This is a genomic window from Subtercola sp. Z020 (genome assembly GCF_002931235.1).
Lineage (GTDB): Bacteria > Actinomycetota > Actinomycetes > Actinomycetales > Microbacteriaceae > Subtercola.
In genome coordinates this window covers 1-16,978 of sequence record NZ_PSTT01000039.1, presented here as the reverse complement: position 1 = coordinate 16,978, position 16,978 = coordinate 1, and the positions used below count along the sequence as shown (strand labels likewise).

The following is a 16,978-nucleotide window of genomic DNA, read 5'->3' as shown; positions in this document are numbered from 1 at the left end:
CGCCTTCTACTTCGAAGTTTCCGACTCGGTCTCCGCCAGGGGCGAGACAGTGCCGGGAAGGTTGGTGTTGCGGTTGTAGTCGTCACCGAGCTGGCCGGTGAAGCCCTTGTCGGCGAGGTCTTTCGTGTAGGCCTCGTAGTCGGCCTGAGACACGACCTTCACGTTGAAGAGCATGTCGGAGTGGTACTCGCCGCAGAGCTCTGCACACTTGCCGGCGAAGGTGCCGATGCGCTCGGGCGTGACGTACATGTAGTTCGTCTTGCCCGGGATCATGTCTTTCTTGTAGAGGAAGTCGATGACCCAGAACGAGTGGATGACGTCGCGGGAGTGGAGCTCGATCGTGATCTTCTTGTCGACCGGGAGAACGAGGGTCGGGATCTGGCTCTCGACGAGGGCGCTGTTGGCGTCGGTGTCGACGGCCCCCGGCTCACCCGGCTGGTCTTGAACGCCAGCGGTGTACACGTTCTGGTTGACGTAGTTGAAGTCCCACGCCCACTGCTTGCCGTAGACCGAGATGACCTCGTCGGGGGCGGAGTAGGGCTGCTCGATGTCGGCCTGGTCCTTCGCGGTGAAGGCGAAGAAGCCGAGCACCAGGATCAGCGGCACGACCGTGTAGAAGATCTCGATCGGCATGTTGTAGCGCAGCTGCACCGGCAGGCCGGTCTGGCCGCGGCGACGGCGGAACACGACGACCGCCCAGATGGTGAGGCCCCACGTGATGACACCGACGGCGAGCAGCACGATCCACGAGGTGACCCAGAGACCGGTCACCTTGTCGGTGTTGTTCGTGGTGCCGGGCTCGGCCGGGAGGAAGCCCTGGAGCTGCTGCTGCGAGCAGCCGGCGAGCAGCAAACCCATGCTCACCATGACGGGAATCGCGACCCATCTGAGACGTCTGTTCGAGCGCACCTGAAACCCTTCGGAACTACTGCTGGTGATACGTGTGTCCAGTGTATTTGACGCTAGCCAGCCTAATGTGTCGAATTCGAACCCAATGTCGGCGAAGGCCCGCCGCCGGGGCCTGCCGGGGCCTCCCCCGAGCACGAAAAACCCCCCGGGATCCGCCAGATGACGGGCCTCGGGGGGCGAAGCTGAGCGATTCTACCCAGCGTAGAAATTTTTTGCGCACCACGCCAGACGGCGGGGCTTGACGCGGCTCAGTGGAACGAGTCGCCGCACGCGCAGCTGCCGCCGGCGTTCGGGTTGTCGATCGTGAAACCCTGCTTCTGAATGGTGTCTTCGAAGTCGATGGTCGCGCCGTCGAGGTAGGGAACGCTCATCTTGTCGACGATGACCTCCACGCCGTCGAAGTCGACGACCCCGTCGCCGTCGAGCTGGCGCTCGTCGAAGTAGAGCTGGTAGATGAGCCCTGAGCAGCCGCCGGGCTGCACGGCCACACGCAGGCGCAGGTCGTCACGACCCTCCTGGCCGAGCAGGCTCTTCACCTTGGCCGCAGCCCCGTCGGTGAGGCCGACCTTGTGTGCGGGCGCCTCGACCTGCGGGGTGAGTGAGATGGTGTCGCTCATGATGTCTCCTTAGGGGTGACGGTTTGTCTGAGAGAAATTCTAAGCCGACAACCTGTGCCCCGGCCCATCTATTCCGGAATCGGCGAACCGGCGAGCAGGGAGAGCAGCAGCGTCTCGGCCAGGATGGCGCGCTTGAACACTCCGAGATGCAGCGACTCGTTGGGGCTGTGGGCCCGGGTGTCGGGGTCTTCGACGCCCGTTACAAGGATCTGGGCATCCGGGAACACCCTCACCAGGTCGGCGATGAACGGGATCGAGCCGCCGATGCCGGTCTCCATCGGCTCGACGCCCCAGCCGTCGGCCATGGCCTGCTTGGCGGCGGTCACGGCCCAGCCGGAGGTGTCGACGAGGAAGGGCTGGCCGGTGTCGGTGTCGGTGATCTCGACGTGGGCGCCGAAGGGCACATGGGCATGGATGTGCGCCTCGAGTGCCGCAAGCGCCTCGCGGGCATCCTGACCCGGCGCGATGCGGGCGCTCAGCCGCACGGAGACCTTGGGCAGCAGCGTGTTCGAGGCGTTCTCGACGCTCGGAGCGTCGATTCCGGTGACCGTGATCGCCGGCTTCGCCCAGAGGCGCGACAGCAGCGGCCCCGAACCGATCGGAGTCACGCCGGGCAGCAGCGCGGCATCCCGCGCGAAATCGGCCAGAGCGTCGGGGCTGTCGGGAACCTGCTCGCCCGACTCGGTCAGTCCGGCGACCGCGACACTCCCGTCGGGGCCGTGCAGGGTTGCGAGCAGCCGGATCATGGCGAGCATGGCGTCGGGCGCCGCTCCCCCGAACATGCCGGAGTGCGAGGCGTGGTCGAGCGTCGAGACCGTCAGGCGGAAGGTGACGTTGCCGCGCAGGCTGATGGTCAGGGAGGGGGTGTCGACGTTCCAGTTGTCGGAGTCGGCCACGATGATGACGTCGGCCGCGAGCGCGTCGCGGTTCTGCTCCAGGAAGTCGGCGAACGAGCGCGAACCGAACTCCTCCTCCCCTTCGATGAACACCACGAGGCCGAGGTCGAGGCCGTCGCCGCCGTCTTCGTCGTACTGCTCGGCCAGCGCGCGCACGGCAGCGAGGTGCGACACGACACCGGCCTTGTCGTCGGCGGCACCGCGACCGTAGAGTCGGTCTCCGCGAACCGTCGGCTCGAAGGGCGGCGACTGCCAGTCGGCGACGTCGCCGGGCGGCTGCACGTCGTGGTGGGCATAGAGCAGCACCGTGGGCCGGCCGTTGCGGGCCTTCCGCGTCGCGAGCACGGCGGGCTGGCCGAGCTCGCCCGACGCGGCGTCGGCGACGGCCTGCTTCACCTCGACGCTCTCGAAGACGCCGGTGGCTTCGAACAGGGTCGCGACGGCCTTCGCGCTGGCAGCGACGCTGGCCGGGTCGAACGCGCTCCACGAGACACTCGGGATGCGCACCAGGTCGGTCAGGTCGGCGACCGTCGCGGGGAACGCAGCAGCGAGAGACTCGCGGATGCCCGCCTCACGCGCGCTCGAAGTGTCAGTGTTTTCGCGGGCTGGAGTGCCCTGTTCGTCGGTCATACGGGTAATCTTAGAAGGCAGGCAGTATCCACCGCCCGTGAGACTCAAGGACTAACTGTGGCCAAGCGCGAAACCCCCGTCGTCGAGATCGAGACAGCCGAGCAGACGGATGCACGGCTGCGCACGGGCGGTGCGCCGAAGGGCGCACCCACCCCCACCCGCCGCGAGCAGGAGGCGGCGCGCAAGCGTCCGCTGGTGCCGAGCGACCGCAAAGAGGCGGCCCGCCAGGCGAAGACCCAGACCGCCGTTTCGCGCGAGCGCGCCCGGGTAGGTATGGCCGCCGGCGAGGAGAAGTACCTGCTCGCGCGTGACAAGGGTGTGCAGAAGCGCTTCATCCGCGACTACGTCGACGCCCGGTTCTCGATCGGCGAGGTCATCATCCCGGTGATGTTCGGCGTCATCCTGCTCACCCTCGTACCCAACCAGCAGATCCAGACGTACCTGATGCTGGTGCTCTACGCATTCGTTCTCGTCGTCGTGCTCGACCTCTTTTTGATGGGCAACCGCATCAACAAGCGCCTGCGCGAGAAGTACGGCACCCTCGACCGGGGCCTCCGCTGGTACGGCGCGATGCGCGCACTGCAGCTGCGCCCGATGCGGCTTCCGAAGCCCCAGGTGAAGCGCGGGCAGTTCCCGAAGTAGGGCGGCTTCGGCCGACGTCACGCGGAGTACGCTTCGCGGCGGCTCTTACTGCGCAGCGCGGCTGTTTCGGCCGTCCGGCAGCGGTGCTTGCAGTGCGGCTGTTTCGGCCGTCCGGCAGCGCTGCCTGCTAGGCGGCGGCGCGCAGGCGGGCGAGGCCGCGGTTGATCTGCCGGGCCCAGAGAGGTCCCCGGTAGAGGAACCCCGTGTACCCCTGCACGAGCGTGGCGCCGGCGGCCAGACGTTCGGCCACATCATCCGCCGTCTCGACGCCGCCGACCGAGATGACGCAGAGCGAGGCCGGCACGACCGACCGCACCACGCGCAGCACCTCGAGTGAACGCGCCGCGACCGGTGGGCCGGAGAGCCCACCCGCGCCGGCGGCCTCGACGATGCCGGCGGGCGTCGCCAGGCCCTCTCGCGAGATCGTGGTGTTCGTCGCGATGATGCCGTCGAGCCCGAGCGACACCGCCAGTTCGGCGATGCGGCGCACCTCGTCGTCCGTCAGATCGGGGGCGATCTTGACGAGCAGCGGGGTCGAGCCCGCCTCCTCGCGAACGGCTTCGAGCAGCGGGGCGAGCCTGTCGAGTTCCTGCAGACCGCGGAGCCCCGGCGTGTTCGGCGAGCTCACGTTGACGACGAGGTAGTCGGCGACGGGGGCGAGCGCCCGGGCGCTCGAGCGGTAGTCGTCGATCGCGTCGTCGACGTCGACCACGCGGCTCTTGCCGATGTTGATGCCGACGACGGGCCGGTGCGCGGCGCCCGAGGTGCGCGCGACCCGCAGCGCGGCAGGGCCCGCTCCCCCGTTGTTGAAGCCCATCCGGTTGACGACGGCGCGGTCGGCGACGAGCCGGAACAACCTGGGCCGCTCGTTGCCGGGCTGGGCCTTGGCGGTGAGGGTTCCGATTTCGACGTGGCTGAAGCCGAGCATCCCGAGCCCCACGATCGCGCGACCGTCCTTGTCGAAGCCCGCGGCTACCCCGAACGGCGAATCGAACGTCAGGCCGAGCGTGTGCACCGCCAGCGTCGGGTCGGGTGCGGTGAAGCGGCGCGCGACACTGCCCAGCCGCGTTCGCGGCAGGCTGCGGATGACATCGAACGCCAGGTGGTGAGCCCGCTCGGGGTCGAGGCGCGACAGAACGAGCCGGAAGAGAAGGGGGTACACCGGGGCGGCTACTCGGGCTGGGCGGCGCCGGCCGCGTTCGGGGTGGCGGCTCTGGCTGAGGCACTGGATGCCGCGGGGGCACCCGCACGGGCATCCGGAGCCGACTCGTGCTCGACCCGCAGCAGCGTGATGGCGGCCTCGAAGTCGTCGAGCGAGTCGAACGCCTGATACACGGATGCGAACCGCAGGTACGCGACCTCGTCGAGCTCACGAAGGGGCTGCAGGATGGCCAGTCCGATGTCGTTCGCCTCGACCTGGGCGGCTCCGGTGGAACGAACGGTCTCTTCGACCCGCTGCGCGAGCACGGCGAGGTCGGAGTCGGTGACGGGCCGGCCCTGGCAGGCCTTGCGCACGCCGTTCATGATCTTCTCGCGGCTGAATGGAACGACCACGCCGCTCCGCTTGATGACGCTGAGGCTCGCGGTCTCGGTCGTGCTGAAGCGGCGGCCGCACTCGGGGCACTGGCGGCGGCGGCGAATGGCGACGCCGTCGTCGGAGGTGCGCGAGTCGACGACGCGGGAATCGGGGTACCGGCAGTACGGGCAATACATGGTGCGGCCAGTTTACCCGCCCGCCGCGCCGGGCTGCGCCCTGCCGCGTCTCGGCGGACGGCCCGGGCGGGGCGCGGGGCTACTCGCGCGGGAAGCGGGCGGCCACGGCCTCGGCGTGCGCGGGGAGGTTCTCGCTGGTCGCCAGCGCGTGGATGCGGCCCGCGACCTCGCCGAGCGCCGCCCGGGAGTAGCGGATGACCTGCTGCGGCCGCAGGAACGTGTACGCCCCGAGCCCCGACGAGAACCGCGACTGGCCGCCGGTCGGCAGCACGTGGTTGGAGCCGGCGAGGTAGTCGCCGAGGCTCACCGGCGAGTACGACCCGACGAAGATGGCGCCGGCGCTGTGGATGTTCGCCAGCACCCCGTCGTCGTCGGCCGTCTGTATCTCGAGGTGCTCCGGCCCGTAGGCATCGCTGAACCGCGCCGCAGCCGCGAGGTCGTCGACGAGCACGACCGCGGACTGCTGCCCCGCCAGGGCCACCAGCGTGCGCGCCGAGTGCGGCGTCGCGGCCGCGAGACCGTCGAGCTCGACCCTGACCTCGTCGGCGAAGGCGGGCGAAGTCGTGACCAGAACGGCGGCCGCCAGCTCGTCGTGCTCGGCCTGGCTCAGCAGGTCGGCCGCCACGAACCCGGGGTCGGCGGTCTCGTCGGCGATGACGAGGATCTCGGTCGGCCCGGCCTCCGAGTCGATTCCGGTGCGACCCCGAACGAGGCGCTTGGCGGCGGCGACATAGACGTTTCCGGGCCCGGTGATGATCTGCACGGGCTCCAGCCCGAGGTCGGCCACGCCGTAGGCCAGCGCGCCGATCGCGCCGGCGCCGCCCATCGCGTAGACCTCGGTGATGCCGAGCAGCCCGGCCGCCCCGAGGATGGTGGGGTGCACGCGCCCGCCGAACTCCTGTTGCGGGGGCGACACGAGCGCGATCGACGGAACACCGGCTGCCTGGGCGGGCACGACGTTCATCACGACGCTCGACGGGTATACGGCCTTGCCGCCGGGCACGTACAGCCCGACGCGGTCCACGGGCTGCCAACGCTGCTCGACGATTGCCCCGTCACCGAGCGAGGTCGACGCTGCGGGCGGGATCTGCGCCGCGGTGGCCTGCCGAACCCGGTCGATCGCTGTCTCGAGTGCGTCACGGACATCCGGAGCCAACTGCGCGACAGCGTCGTCGATCTCCGACTGCGGAACCCGGATGCTCGGGGCCTCGCCCCCGTCGAACCGGGCGGCCTGCGCACGCAGCGCCGCGCTGCCCTCCGCCCGAACGGCATCGATGAGGGCCGCAGCGGCCTCGGTCGCGACCCCCACATCGGTCACCGCACGCGGGACGAGGTCGAGCAACTGGGCACGCGACGGGCTGGATCCCCGCAAGTCGATGGTCTGCAACATATCCCCCCAATCCTACGGTCTCCCCTCGCGCCCCATCGAGTGGGCACTTCGGGCCCCAAACGGAGCCGGGAAGGGCCCGAACTGCCCACTCGACAGAGGTATGGGGTGGGGGGCGGGTGGGGGGGGGGGGGTCAGAGCAGGCAGGCCGGGCCGAGCAGGGACTTCAGCTCGCCGTAGAGGTCGGCCGTCACCCGCACCCGGAACGGGATCTCGAACACCCGCGCCGTGCCGCCCTTCAGCAGCTTCAGCCGCACCTCGTTGTCGCCCGCGTGCCTGATCAGCACGTCGTTCAGGGCCTGCACCGTCTCCGTCGTCGCCCGGGCGTCGGCCATCGAGATCTCGATCGGCCCTCCCCCGTCGGCGTTGCCGAGATCGGGCGTGAACAGGCTGAACGCGTGCAGGTTCATCCCATCATCCCGAATCGACACTCGCCCACGCAGCACCACGATCGAATCGTTCGTGAGGGCCGGGGCGAACTCCTGGTACGCCTTGCCCATGAACATCGCCGTCACCTCGCCCCCGAAGTCCTCGATGACGATCGAGCCGTACTGGTTGCCCGAGTTGCGGGCCACGCGGTGCTGCACATTCGTGATCAGCCCGGCGACGACGACGGTGTCGCCGTCGGCCGTGTGCTCCGACGTCAGCATGTCGGTGATGGTCGTCGAGGCGTGCTTCGCGAGCGGCACCTCCAGCCCGGCGAGTGGATGATCGGAGACGTAGAGCCCCAGCATGTCGCGCTCGAACGCCAACTTGTCGCGCTTCGACCACTCGGGGCGGTCGGGCACCTGCCGGTTCTCCTGCGGAGCATCCCACAGCGAATCGAAGTCGAAGCCGACCTGGCCGTTCGCCTCCGCCCGCTTCTCGCTCACCGCAGCCTCGACGGCCGCCTCGTGGATCTCGACCAGGGCGCGGCGCGTGTCGCCGAGGGAGTCGAACGCCCCCGCCTTGATGAGCGACTCGACCGTGCGCTTGTTCGCGGCCGCGAGCGGGATCTTCTGCAGGAAGTCGTGGAACGACGTGAAGGCGCCCTTCTCCTTCCGTGCAGCGATGATGTGGTCGACGACGGCGAACCCGACGTTCCGCACGGCCCCCATGCCGAACCGGATGTCTTCGCCGACGGCGGCGAAGAAGCCGATCGACTCGTTCACATCCGGCGGCAGCACCGTGATGTTCATGCGGCGACACTCGTTGAGGTAGATTGCCGACTTGTCCTTCGAGTCGCCGACGCTCGTCAGTAGGGCCGCCATGTACTCGGCCGGGTAGTGCGCCTTGAGGTAGGCGGTCCAGTACGAGATGACCCCGTACGCGGCCGAGTGCGCCTTGTTGAACGCGTAGTCGGAGAAGGGCAGCAGAATGTCCCACAGCGTCTTGACGGCCGCGTTCGAGTACCCGTTGGCGTTCATCCCGGCCGAGAAGCCCTCGTACTGCTTGTCGAGCTCGCTCTTCTTCTTCTTGCCCATCGCGCGCCGCAGCAGGTCGGCCTGTGCGAGCGTGAAGCCACCGAGCTTCTGCGCGATCGACATCACCTGCTCCTGGTAAACGATAAGGCCGTAGGTCTGGCCGAGCACCTCCCGCAACGGCTCCTCGAGCTCGGGGTGGATCGGGGTCACCTGCTGCAGCCCGTTCTTGCGGAGCGCGTAGTTGGTGTGCGAGTCGGCGCCCATCGGGCCCGGCCGGTACAGCGCCAGGATGGCCGAGATGTCTTCGAAGTTGTCGGGCTTCATCAGCCGCAGCAGCCCGCGCATCGGCCCACCATCGAGCTGGAACACCCCGAGGGTGTCGCCGCGGGCGAGCAGCTCGTAGGCCGGCACGTCGTCGAGCTCGAGGTCTTCGAGCACGGGCCGGAACCCGCGGTTCGACTCGATGTTGTCGAGCGCGTCGTCGATGATCGTGAGGTTGCGGAGCCCCAGGAAGTCCATCTTGATCAGCCCGAGCGACTCACAGGCCGGGTAGTCGAACTGCGTGACGATCTGGCCGTCCTGCTCGCGCTTCATGATCGGGATGATGTCGATCAAGGGGTCGCTCGACATGATGACGCCGGCCGCGTGCACGCCCCACTGGCGCTTCAGGTTCTCGATACCGACGGCGGTGTCGAACACCGTCTTCGCCTCGGGGTCGCTCTCGATGACGGCCCGAACGTCGGCCGCCTCCTTGAATCGCGGGTGATCGCGGTCGAAGATGCCCGAGAGCGGGATGTCTTTGCCCATGATGGGCGGCGGCATCGCCTTGGTCAGCTTCTCCCCCATGCCGAAGGGAAAGCCGAGCACCCGGGAACTGTCTTTGAGGGCCTGCTTGGCCTTGATCGTGCCGTAGGTCACGATCTGCGCCACGCGCTCGTCGCCGTACTTCTCGGTGACGTACCGGATCACCTCGCCGCGGCGCCGGTCGTCGAAGTCGACGTCGAAGTCGGGCATCGACACGCGGTCGGGGTTCAGGAACCGTTCGAAGATCAGGCCGTGGCGGATCGGGTCGAGGTCGGTGATGCGCATCGCGTACGCCACCATCGAGCCGGCACCGGAACCTCGGCCGGGGCCGACGCGGATGCCGTTGTTCTTCGACCAGTTGATGAAGTCGGCGACCACCAGGAAGTAGCCTGGGAACCCCATCTGCACGATGACGCCGACCTCGTAGTCGGCGCGCGCCCGCACATCGGCCGGAATCCCGGCGGGGTACCGATCGACGAGCCCCTTCTCGACCTCCTTGATGAACCAGGTGTCTTCGGTCTCGCCCGCCGGCACGGGGAAGCGCGGCATGTAGCTCGCCGCGGTGTCGAACTTGACCTCGCAACGTTCGGCGATGAGCAGCGTGTTGTCGCAGGCTTCTGGATGATCGCGGAAGATCTGTCGCATCTCGGCGGCTGTCTTGAGGTAGAACTCGTCGGCGTCGAACTTGAACCGGTTCGGGTCGCTCAGGGTCGAGCCGGACTGCACGCAGAGCAGCGCCGCGTGCGACGTCGCGTCGTGGGCGTGCGTGTAGTGCAGGTCGTTGGTGGCCACCAGCGGCAGGTCGAGCTGCTTGGCGAGCCGCAGCAGGTCGCCCATGATCTGGCGTTCGATGCCGAGCCCGTGGTCCATCACCTCGGCGAAGTAGTTCTCCGCACCGAAGATGTCGCGGTAGTCGGCCGCCGCCTTCACTGCCTCGTCGTACTGCCCCAGTCGGAGACGCGTCTGCACCTCGCCCGACGGGCATCCGGTGGTCGCGATGAGGCCGCTGGAGTACTGGGCGAGCAGTTCGCGGTCCATGCGCGGCTTGAAGTAGTAGCCCTCGAGCGACGCCCGCGAGGAGAGCCGGAAGAGGTTGTGCATCCCGGCCGTGTTCTCGCTCAGCAGCGTCATGTGGGTGTACGCGCCCGACCCCGAGACGTCGTCGCGACCGCTGTTCGGCCCGCCCCACTTCACCCGCGTCTTGTCACCGCGGTGGGTGCCCGGGGTGATGTAGGCCTCGGTGCCGATGATGGGCTTGATGCCGGCGTCAGTCGCCGTCTTCCAGAAGTCGAAGGCCCCGAAGACGTTGCCGTGGTCGGTCACCGCCACGGCGGGCATGCCCTGCTCGACGGCCGCGTTGATCAGGGGTTTCACCCGGGCGGCGCCGTCGAGCATCGAGTATTCGGAGTGGACGTGGAGGTGAACGAACGAATCGGACGCGGGTGACAAATCTTCTCCGACGAGCTAGAGGTTGAGGTCCCCAGTTTACCAACGCCTCCTCCCGCGAATGAGCCGAACCGCTATCAGGGAGACGATCCACACAAGGAAAGCGGCGACCGTCAGCACCGAGGCCACGATCGACACGGCGGCAAAGAGAGGCGCGAGTGCTGGGCTGTCGAACAGGCGCCCCAGGACGAAGTTGACGATGCTGAGTCCCACGAACCAGAAGCGGAGAGAAGCCGACGTCTCTCGCACCCGGTACCACGCGTCACGAACGGCAGGTCGTACCCGTACTCCGCGACGAAACACAGTTCTGCACCGCTCTCCAGGACATCGACGATGAGTCGACAGATCCTCAGTATAGCGGAGCGTTGATATGCGGCGGGTGCGGGTCAGTCGGCGCGCAGCACGTCGAGGGCGTGCTGCAGGTCGGCCGGGTAGGTCGACTCGAACTGCACGTACTCGCGCGACGCGGGGTGCACGAAACCGAGCTTCAGGGCGTGCAGCCACTGCCGCCCGAGCCCGAGCCGGGCCGAGATCGTGGGGTCCGCGCCGTACATCGCGTCACCGACGCAGGGGTGCCGCTGCGCGGCCATGTGCACGCGGATCTGGTGCGTGCGCCCCGTCTCGAGGTGGATCTCGAGCAGCGAGGCGCTCGGGAACGCCTCGATCGTCTCGTAGTGCGTCACGCTCGGCTTGCCCGACGCGGTGACCGCGAACTTCCAGTCGGAGCGCGGATGGCGCCCGATGGGCGCGTCGATCGTGCCTGCGAGCGGGTCGGGATGCCCCTGCACGACGGCGTGGTAGATCTTGTCGACCTCCCGGTCGTGGAAGAGCCGCTTCAGCCAGGTGTAGGCCTCCTCGCTCTTCGCGACGACCATCAGGCCGCTCGTGCCGGCGTCGAGCCGGTGCACGATGCCGGCACGTTCCGCTGCGCCCGAGGTGGAGATGCGGAATCCGGCGGCGGCGAGGGCCCCGAGAACCGTCGGGCCCGTCCAGCCCACCGAGGGGTGGGCAGCGACGCCGACGGGCTTGTCGACGACCACCAGATCGTCGTCGTCGTGGATGATCGTGAGGTTCTCCACGGGCGTCGGCTCGATGCGAAGCTCCTGCTTCGGCGCCCACGTCACTTCGAGCCAGGAGTCGCGGCTGAGACGGTCGGACTTGCCGACGACCCGCCCGTCGACGCTCACTCCCCCGGCCTCGACCACGTCGGCCGCGAAACTCCGCGAGAACCCCAGCAGCTTGGCGAGGGCGGCGTCGACACGCTCGCCGTCGAGTCCGTCGGGAACGGGCAGCTGGCGCGACTCCACGCTCAGTCGTCCTTCTCGGAGGGGGGGATGGATGTCGCGGCCGACGCCGGCGCATCGGTCGCGGCATCCGGGCGCACCGAACGACGCCCGTCGAGACCGACCCCCCGGATCGTCAGGATGAGGAACACGACCATGGCCGCGCAGATCGCCGTGTCGGCGAGGTTGAAGATCGCGGGCAGCACCGGGATCTTGATGAAGTCGACCACATGGCCCACCCCGAAGCCGGGCTCGCGGAAGAGCCGGTCACCGAGGTTGCCGAGCACGCCGCCGAGCAGCAGGCCGAACACGAGGGCCCAGCCGAGAGAGCGGATGCGCCGGGCGAACCACACGATGAAGACCACGACGGCGGCCGCGAGGATCGAGAAGATCCACGTGTAGGCGTTGCCGATCGAGAAGGCGGCCCCGGAGTTCGTCACGTAGAAGAACTGCAGCACGTCGCCGAGCACCGGCACGTACTCGTTCAGGGGCAGCGAGGTGACGACGAGGAACTTCGCCCCCTGGTCGACGGCGAGAACAACAACCGCCACAAGCACGAGAACGACCAGTGCGCGAACACTGATCGTTCTCGGTCGACCCTCGGCCGGCGTCACGTCTGCTGTGGGCAGAGCGTCGACGCCGGCGTCACGGGTGTTGGCTGTCGCCTCGGAGTCAGGCTCCAAAGCCCTGAAGGCTCGACGCCGGAGCGTTCTCACCCGAGGAGTCGAGGTCGCGCAGCTGGCTCTCGATGTAGCCGCGCAGCTTCTGGCGGTACTCCTTCTCGAACGAGCGCAGCTCGTCGATGCGGTGCTCGATGCCCGCCTTCTCCTGGTTGAGCTTGGCGAGCTCGGTGCGCTGCTTGGCCTCTGCCTCGGCGACGAGGCGGTTGGCCGTGGCCTGGCCCTCCTCGATCAGGGCGGCGCGCTTGTCGGAGCCCTCCTTGACGTGCTCGTCGTGCAGGCGACGGGCGAGCTGCAGCAGGCTGGTGGTGCTCGCGGCGTCTTCTCCGTCGGGCACGGTGGTGGGCGCAGCAGCCGATGCGGCGACGGGCTCGGGGGTCGCCGCCGGGGCGGGAACCTCTTCGATGACGTCGACGACGGCGGTCTCTTCGCTGACCTCTTCGGCGGGCTCGGCCGGGGCAGCCTCTTCGCTGGCGGCGGCAGGCGCCGCGCTCGGCACGATGCCCTTTCGAAGCTCTTCGTTCTCCGAGATCAGGCGGCGAAGCTCAACCACGACCTCGTCGAGGAAGTCGTCAACCTCGTCCTGGTCGTATCCGGCCCGAAACTGGGTTTGCGAAAAGCGCTTGTTAACAACTTCTTCCGGAGTTAACGGCATGTTCTTCCACCTTTATTACTAGTGACTGTCGAGGGAACCCAATGACTGTCTAGGGAACGTATTGGCGTTTCAGCAACTACGATACATGCGCCGGGCGGTCAGGCGGCAATCAGGCGCACGTACTGTGCCACCGACAGCAGGATGACCACCAGCAGCATCACGATGCTCCAGCCGAAGTCGAACGCTACCGGACCCACCCTGAGGGGCGGGATGAGGCGACGGAAGAACTTGATCGGCGGATCGGTGACCGTGTAGGCGACCTCGGCCAGCACCAGCACCGCGCCCTGGGGGCGCCACTGGCGCTGGAAGCTCCGCACGAGGTCGAGCACGAACCGGCCCCACATCACGAAGAAGTAGAGCAGCAGCGCGACGTAGGCGACGCTGGCGATGATGACGAGAAGTGAACCCACCCGTCAATTATGACTGGACGAAGAAGGAAGCTTCTGTACGAGTCTCAGACTGGGCCTCACCCGACACCGAGACGTGCGACGGCGAGAGCAGGAAGACCTTGCTCGTGACCCGCTCGATCTTGCCGTAGAGCCCCTGCGAGAGGCCACCTGCGAAGTCGATGAGCCTGCGCGCGTCGGCATCCGTCATCTGCGACAGGTTGATGATCACGGGGATGCCCTCGCGGAAGCTCTCGGCGATGATCTGCGCGTCTTTGTACTGCTTCGGGTGAACGGTGAGGATTTCATTCATTTCGAGCGGCGCCGCTTCTTTGTGAGTCGTGGTTCGACGGAGAGGGGTCACGGGAGCGCGGCCGGAGTTCGACTCGCGGGGGGCGGGGGCGACGTGCGCGACCGTGCGCTCGGCGGGAGCCTGGGCGGCCTGCGGGTGGGCGACGTGCGCCACCGGTGCCTGCTGCTGGGGCTCGTCGTAGTCGAGTTCTTCGTCGGCAAGCCCGAGGTAGACCATCGTCTTGCGTAGTGGATTGGCCATGTCTTCCTCCGGTTGAAAGTTCGGGTGCCTGAGAAGAGATTAACGTCGAAGGGGTCTGATACCCGTGATTGCAGAACCGATCCGAAGGTGTGTCGCGCCCTCGGCGATCGCCTCGGCGAAGTCGTTCGACATGCCGGCGGAGATGGCGGATGCCCGGGGCACGCTCGAGCGCACCGCCTCCGAGATGCTCCGCAGCCGCGCGAAGGCCGCACGGGGTTCCCCGTCGTTCGGCGCCACCGCCATGACCCCGCGGAGGTCGAGCCCCGGGAGGCGCTCGATGTGCTCGGCGAGAGCGACGGCATCCTGTGGCCGAACGCCGCCGCGCTCGGGATCGGGCGTGAGGTTGACCTGCACGAACACCTCGACGGGCGTGCCGGTCGACTCGCGCTCGTCAGAGGCCAGCAGGTCGGCGAGCGAGGCCCTGTCGACCGAGTGGATGACGCGGGCGTACTCGGCGACCTGGCGCGCCTTCTTGCTCTGCAGCTGGCCGACGAAGTGCCAGGTGGGGGCGAGGTCGGCGAGGTCGCGGGCCTTCGCGCGCGCCTCCTGGTGGCGGCTCTCGCCGAAGTCGGTCACCCCGAGGGCGGCGAGTTCGCGGAGGAGTGCTCCGTCGTGGAACTTGGTCACCGCGATCAGGGTCACGTCGCCCGGGCGTCGGCCCGCGGCATCCAGAGCCTCGTCGATGGATGCACGAACGAGGGCGAGCCGACCCGTGAGGTCTGGCCCGCCCTCGTTCGGCGCGGTGGTCTCGGCGATGGCTCCTACTTCAGGAAGTCGGGAACGTCGAGGTCGGAGTCGTCGTCGTCGGAGGCCGGGTCGAGCTGAGCGGTGCCGGTGAGGCTGTGCTCGGGGGCCTGCGCCCACGAGGCCGCCGAACTCTGCGGCTGCTCGTCGGCGCGGTCGCGACGGGTCTGGGGGGCGACGGGCGTGCTGCCCGTGTTCGCACCGCCGCCGACGGCCGAGGCCGACCCGGCGCCCGCGAACAGGTCGCTCGCGTCGTTCGGCACCGAGAAGCCGCGCTTGGCGGCCGCGTCGGCGATCGTCTCCGCCGTATCGAAGCCGGCCGCGATGACCGTGACCCGCACCTCGTCGCCCAGGGTGTCGTCGATGACGGCACCGAAGATGATGTTGGCTTCTGGATGCACGGCATCCTGCACGAGCTTGGCCGCGTCGTTGATCTCGAAGATGCCGAGGTTCGAGCCGCCCTGGATGGAGAGCAGAACGCCGTGGGCACCCTCGATGCTCGCCTCGAGCAGCGGGGAGGCGACGGCGAGCTCTGCGGCTTTGATGGCGCGGTCGGCGCCCCTGGCGGAGCCGATGCCCATGAGCGCGGAACCCGCGCCCTGCATGACGCTCTTCACGTCGGCGAAGTCGAGGTTGATGAGGCCGGGGGTCGTGATGAGGTCGGTGATGCCCTGGACACCGGCGAGAAGCACCTGGTCGGCGGTCGAGAACGCCTCGAGCATGCTGATGCCGCGGTCGCTGATCTCCAGCAGGCGGTCGTTCGGCACGACGATGAGGGTGTCGACTTCGTTCTTCAGGGTGGCCACGCCGTCTTCGGCCTGGGCCATGCGGCGCTTGCCCTCGAAACCGAAGGGCTTCGTGACGACACCGATGGTGAGGGCGCCGATCGACTTGGCGATGCGGGCCACGACGGGGGCGCCACCGGTGCCCGTTCCGCCACCTTCGCCAGCGGTCACGAAGACCATGTCGGCTCCGGCGAGGGCCTCCTCGATCTCCTCGGCGTGGTCTTCTGCTGCGCGTCGGCCGACCTCGGGGTCTGCTCCGGCGCCGAGGCCGCGGGTGAGTTCGCGGCCCACGTCGAGCTTCACGTCGGCGTCGCTCATCAGCAGCGCCTGCGCGTCAGTGTTGATGGCGATGAATTCGACGCCGCGAAGGCCGAGTTCGATCATCCGGTTGACGGCATTCACGCCGCCGCCACCGATGCCGACCACTTTGATCACGGCGAGGTAGTTCTGGTTCGATGTCACGTCCGGCCTCCGGGTCTCAAGCTCAAGTTGAGAGTTAATGTTATGCTGAGTATGTATTTCTTTTGATCAACCTAGGCGCGATGCGGCGGGGTGGTCGTAACGCGCTTGGCGTGTCGCAGGTTACGCTCGAAAGTCGGGCCGCGGCATCCAGCACCGTGTCGTGCAGAGCGGTCAGCGGAAGACGACGGGACTCTCGGGGCTGGAGACGTCGTAGGTCAGGGAGGCGTCGGCATCCTGCGTGCCGATGAGCTTGTCGAGAACGCGCGCCTTGAGAGCGGAATCGGCGTCGCTGCCCCAGACGACCTTCTGGCCACCGCCCGCGAGGGTGAAGGTGACGGAGTCAGGGGTCGCGGCGCTGATAGTGTCGATCTTCGCGAGCAGGTCGGCCGGCATCGCACGCAGCACAGCGGTCGCGCCGAGAAAACCGGGGCTGCCGAGAGCGGATGCGGCCAGGTCGATCACGGGGAAACCCGCGGGCCGGGCATCGCTGTGCGAGACGGTGACGCCCGCCGGGTCGACGAGGTCGAACCCGCCCGCGGCCGCCGTGATCGCGCCGACCGGCTGGCGTTCGACGATGCGCACGATCAGCGTGTTCGGCAGGCTGGACTCCGTCGAGTAGCTCTGGATGAGCGGGAACGCGGCGAGCTCGCTCTGCATGCGGCCGAAGTCGACGAGGGCGAGCGGGCGGCCGACCTGGTCGGCCAGGGCCTGCTGCACCTGGGCTCCGTCGATGCGGGAGGTGCCCTCGATGCTGATGGCGCGCACGGCGAAGACGGGTGAGTAGGCGGTGACGAGCACGATCACGCCGAGCAGGGCGACGGAGCTGAGCGAGACCAGCCAGGTGAGGCGGCGCCGGCGGCTGCGCTCGGTGAACCGGCGCGCTTCGAGCCGCTCGAACCGGCGGCGGCGGCGCGCTGCGACGCGCAGCGCCTTGCGCGCGCTGCGCGGCCCCGCGGGGCCGCCGCCCCCGCCTGCCCCCGCAC

General features: G+C 68.4%; 17 protein-coding genes. 2 read left to right on the top strand and 15 right to left on the bottom strand.

Going from position 1 to position 16,978, the window contains the following annotated elements:
- Positions 1 to 6: 6 nt before the first annotated feature.
- The 3 genes from coxB to C5B96_RS04765 all read right to left on the bottom strand — a co-directional run bounded on the left by coxB (position 7) and on the right by C5B96_RS04765 (position 3,052).
- Positions 7 to 909, bottom strand: a complete 903-nt coding sequence (gene coxB / locus C5B96_RS04775; RefSeq protein WP_199176551.1) for a cytochrome c oxidase subunit II — start codon at positions 907 to 909, stop codon at positions 7 to 9.
- A gap of 248 nt (positions 910 to 1,157) precedes the next feature.
- The gene (locus C5B96_RS04770) at positions 1,158 to 1,526 is read right to left on the bottom strand and encodes an iron-sulfur cluster assembly accessory protein (protein WP_104243474.1); all 369 of its coding nucleotides are present in this window, start codon (positions 1,524 to 1,526) and stop codon (positions 1,158 to 1,160) included.
- Between the two features lie 68 nt (positions 1,527 to 1,594).
- The gene (locus C5B96_RS04765; RefSeq protein WP_104243472.1) at positions 1,595 to 3,052 is read right to left on the bottom strand and encodes a dipeptidase; all 1,458 of its coding nucleotides are present in this window, start codon (positions 3,050 to 3,052) and stop codon (positions 1,595 to 1,597) included.
- 57 nt (positions 3,053 to 3,109) lie between these two features.
- On the opposite strand from C5B96_RS04765, the gene C5B96_RS04760 reads away from it, so the two are divergent.
- On the top strand, positions 3,110 to 3,694 hold the full coding sequence (locus C5B96_RS04760) for a DUF3043 domain-containing protein (RefSeq protein ID WP_104243470.1): 585 nt from the start codon (positions 3,110 to 3,112) through the stop codon (positions 3,692 to 3,694).
- 127 nt (positions 3,695 to 3,821) lie between these two features.
- Here the strand turns inward: C5B96_RS04760 and C5B96_RS04755 are convergent, their stop codons facing one another.
- The 10 genes from C5B96_RS04755 to C5B96_RS04705 form a co-directional block, all read right to left on the bottom strand.
- The gene (locus C5B96_RS04755) at positions 3,822 to 4,856 is read right to left on the bottom strand and encodes a quinone-dependent dihydroorotate dehydrogenase (RefSeq protein ID WP_104243468.1); all 1,035 of its coding nucleotides are present in this window, start codon (positions 4,854 to 4,856) and stop codon (positions 3,822 to 3,824) included.
- 8 nt (positions 4,857 to 4,864) lie between these two features.
- Positions 4,865 to 5,407, bottom strand: a complete 543-nt coding sequence (gene nrdR / locus C5B96_RS04750; protein WP_104243466.1) for a transcriptional regulator NrdR — start codon at positions 5,405 to 5,407, stop codon at positions 4,865 to 4,867.
- 79 nt (positions 5,408 to 5,486) lie between these two features.
- Positions 5,487 to 6,797, bottom strand: coding sequence for a histidinol dehydrogenase (gene hisD, locus C5B96_RS04745; RefSeq protein WP_104243464.1), 1,311 nt, complete (start codon positions 6,795 to 6,797; stop codon positions 5,487 to 5,489).
- Positions 6,798 to 6,928: 131 nt separating this feature from the next.
- On the bottom strand, positions 6,929 to 10,396 hold the full coding sequence (gene dnaE / locus C5B96_RS04740; RefSeq protein ID WP_104243505.1) for a DNA polymerase III subunit alpha: 3,468 nt from the start codon (positions 10,394 to 10,396) through the stop codon (positions 6,929 to 6,931).
- 437 nt (positions 10,397 to 10,833) lie between these two features.
- Positions 10,834 to 11,754, bottom strand: coding sequence for an RluA family pseudouridine synthase (locus tag C5B96_RS04730; RefSeq protein WP_104243460.1), 921 nt, complete (start codon positions 11,752 to 11,754; stop codon positions 10,834 to 10,836).
- A gap of 2 nt (positions 11,755 to 11,756) precedes the next feature.
- On the bottom strand, positions 11,757 to 12,413 hold the full coding sequence (lspA, locus tag C5B96_RS04725) for a signal peptidase II (protein ID WP_233189001.1): 657 nt from the start codon (positions 12,411 to 12,413) through the stop codon (positions 11,757 to 11,759).
- Positions 12,403 to 13,065 (bottom strand): DivIVA domain-containing protein, encoded by a 663-nt coding sequence (locus tag C5B96_RS04720; protein ID WP_104243458.1) that lies wholly within the window; start codon positions 13,063 to 13,065, stop codon positions 12,403 to 12,405. The genes lspA and C5B96_RS04720 overlap by 11 nt, the downstream gene beginning before the upstream one ends.
- A gap of 98 nt (positions 13,066 to 13,163) precedes the next feature.
- On the bottom strand, positions 13,164 to 13,475 hold the full coding sequence (locus tag C5B96_RS04715) for a YggT family protein (RefSeq protein ID WP_104243456.1): 312 nt from the start codon (positions 13,473 to 13,475) through the stop codon (positions 13,164 to 13,166).
- Positions 13,476 to 13,482: 7 nt separating this feature from the next.
- A complete protein-coding gene (locus C5B96_RS04710) occupies positions 13,483 to 14,004 on the bottom strand; it encodes a cell division protein SepF (protein ID WP_104243454.1) in 522 nt (173 codons plus the stop codon).
- A gap of 39 nt (positions 14,005 to 14,043) precedes the next feature.
- A complete protein-coding gene (locus C5B96_RS04705; RefSeq protein WP_369826439.1) occupies positions 14,044 to 14,646 on the bottom strand; it encodes a YggS family pyridoxal phosphate-dependent enzyme in 603 nt (200 codons plus the stop codon).
- Here C5B96_RS04705 and C5B96_RS17760 point away from each other — a divergent pair.
- Positions 14,617 to 14,829, top strand: coding sequence for a hypothetical protein (locus tag C5B96_RS17760; RefSeq protein WP_233189004.1), 213 nt, complete (start codon positions 14,617 to 14,619; stop codon positions 14,827 to 14,829). The genes C5B96_RS04705 and C5B96_RS17760 overlap by 30 nt on opposite strands.
- On the opposite strand, the gene ftsZ is transcribed toward C5B96_RS17760, so the two are convergent.
- Together ftsZ and C5B96_RS04695 are read right to left on the bottom strand one after the other, a co-directional pair.
- A complete protein-coding gene (gene ftsZ, locus C5B96_RS04700) occupies positions 14,766 to 15,995 on the bottom strand; it encodes a cell division protein FtsZ (protein ID WP_104243452.1) in 1,230 nt (409 codons plus the stop codon). The two genes, C5B96_RS17760 and ftsZ, sit on opposite strands and share 64 nt — an antisense overlap.
- 171 nt (positions 15,996 to 16,166) lie before the next feature.
- Positions 16,167 to 16,978 (bottom strand): FtsQ-type POTRA domain-containing protein (locus C5B96_RS04695; RefSeq protein ID WP_104243450.1); only part of this gene is annotated, 812 nt, incomplete at its 5' end.

Excerpts from the sequence above, each read along its gene's own strand:
- hisD (WP_104243464.1), bottom strand. The coding sequence starts at position 6,797 with ATGTTGCAGACCATCGACTTGCGGGGATCCAGCCCGTCGCGTGCCCAG.
- dnaE (WP_104243505.1), bottom strand. The coding sequence starts at position 10,396 with ATGCTCGACGGCGCCGCCCGGGTGAAACCCCTGATCAACGCGGCCGTC.
- nrdR (WP_104243466.1), bottom strand. The coding sequence starts at position 5,407 with ATGTATTGCCCGTACTGCCGGTACCCCGATTCCCGCGTCGTCGACTCG.
- C5B96_RS04770 (WP_104243474.1), bottom strand. The coding sequence starts at position 1,526 with ATGAGCGACACCATCTCACTCACCCCGCAGGTCGAGGCGCCCGCACAC.
- C5B96_RS04710 (WP_104243454.1), bottom strand. The coding sequence starts at position 14,004 with ATGGCCAATCCACTACGCAAGACGATGGTCTACCTCGGGCTTGCCGAC.
- C5B96_RS04720 (WP_104243458.1), bottom strand. The coding sequence starts at position 13,065 with ATGCCGTTAACTCCGGAAGAAGTTGTTAACAAGCGCTTTTCGCAAACC.
- C5B96_RS04765 (WP_104243472.1), bottom strand. The coding sequence starts at position 3,052 with ATGACCGACGAACAGGGCACTCCAGCCCGCGAAAACACTGACACTTCG.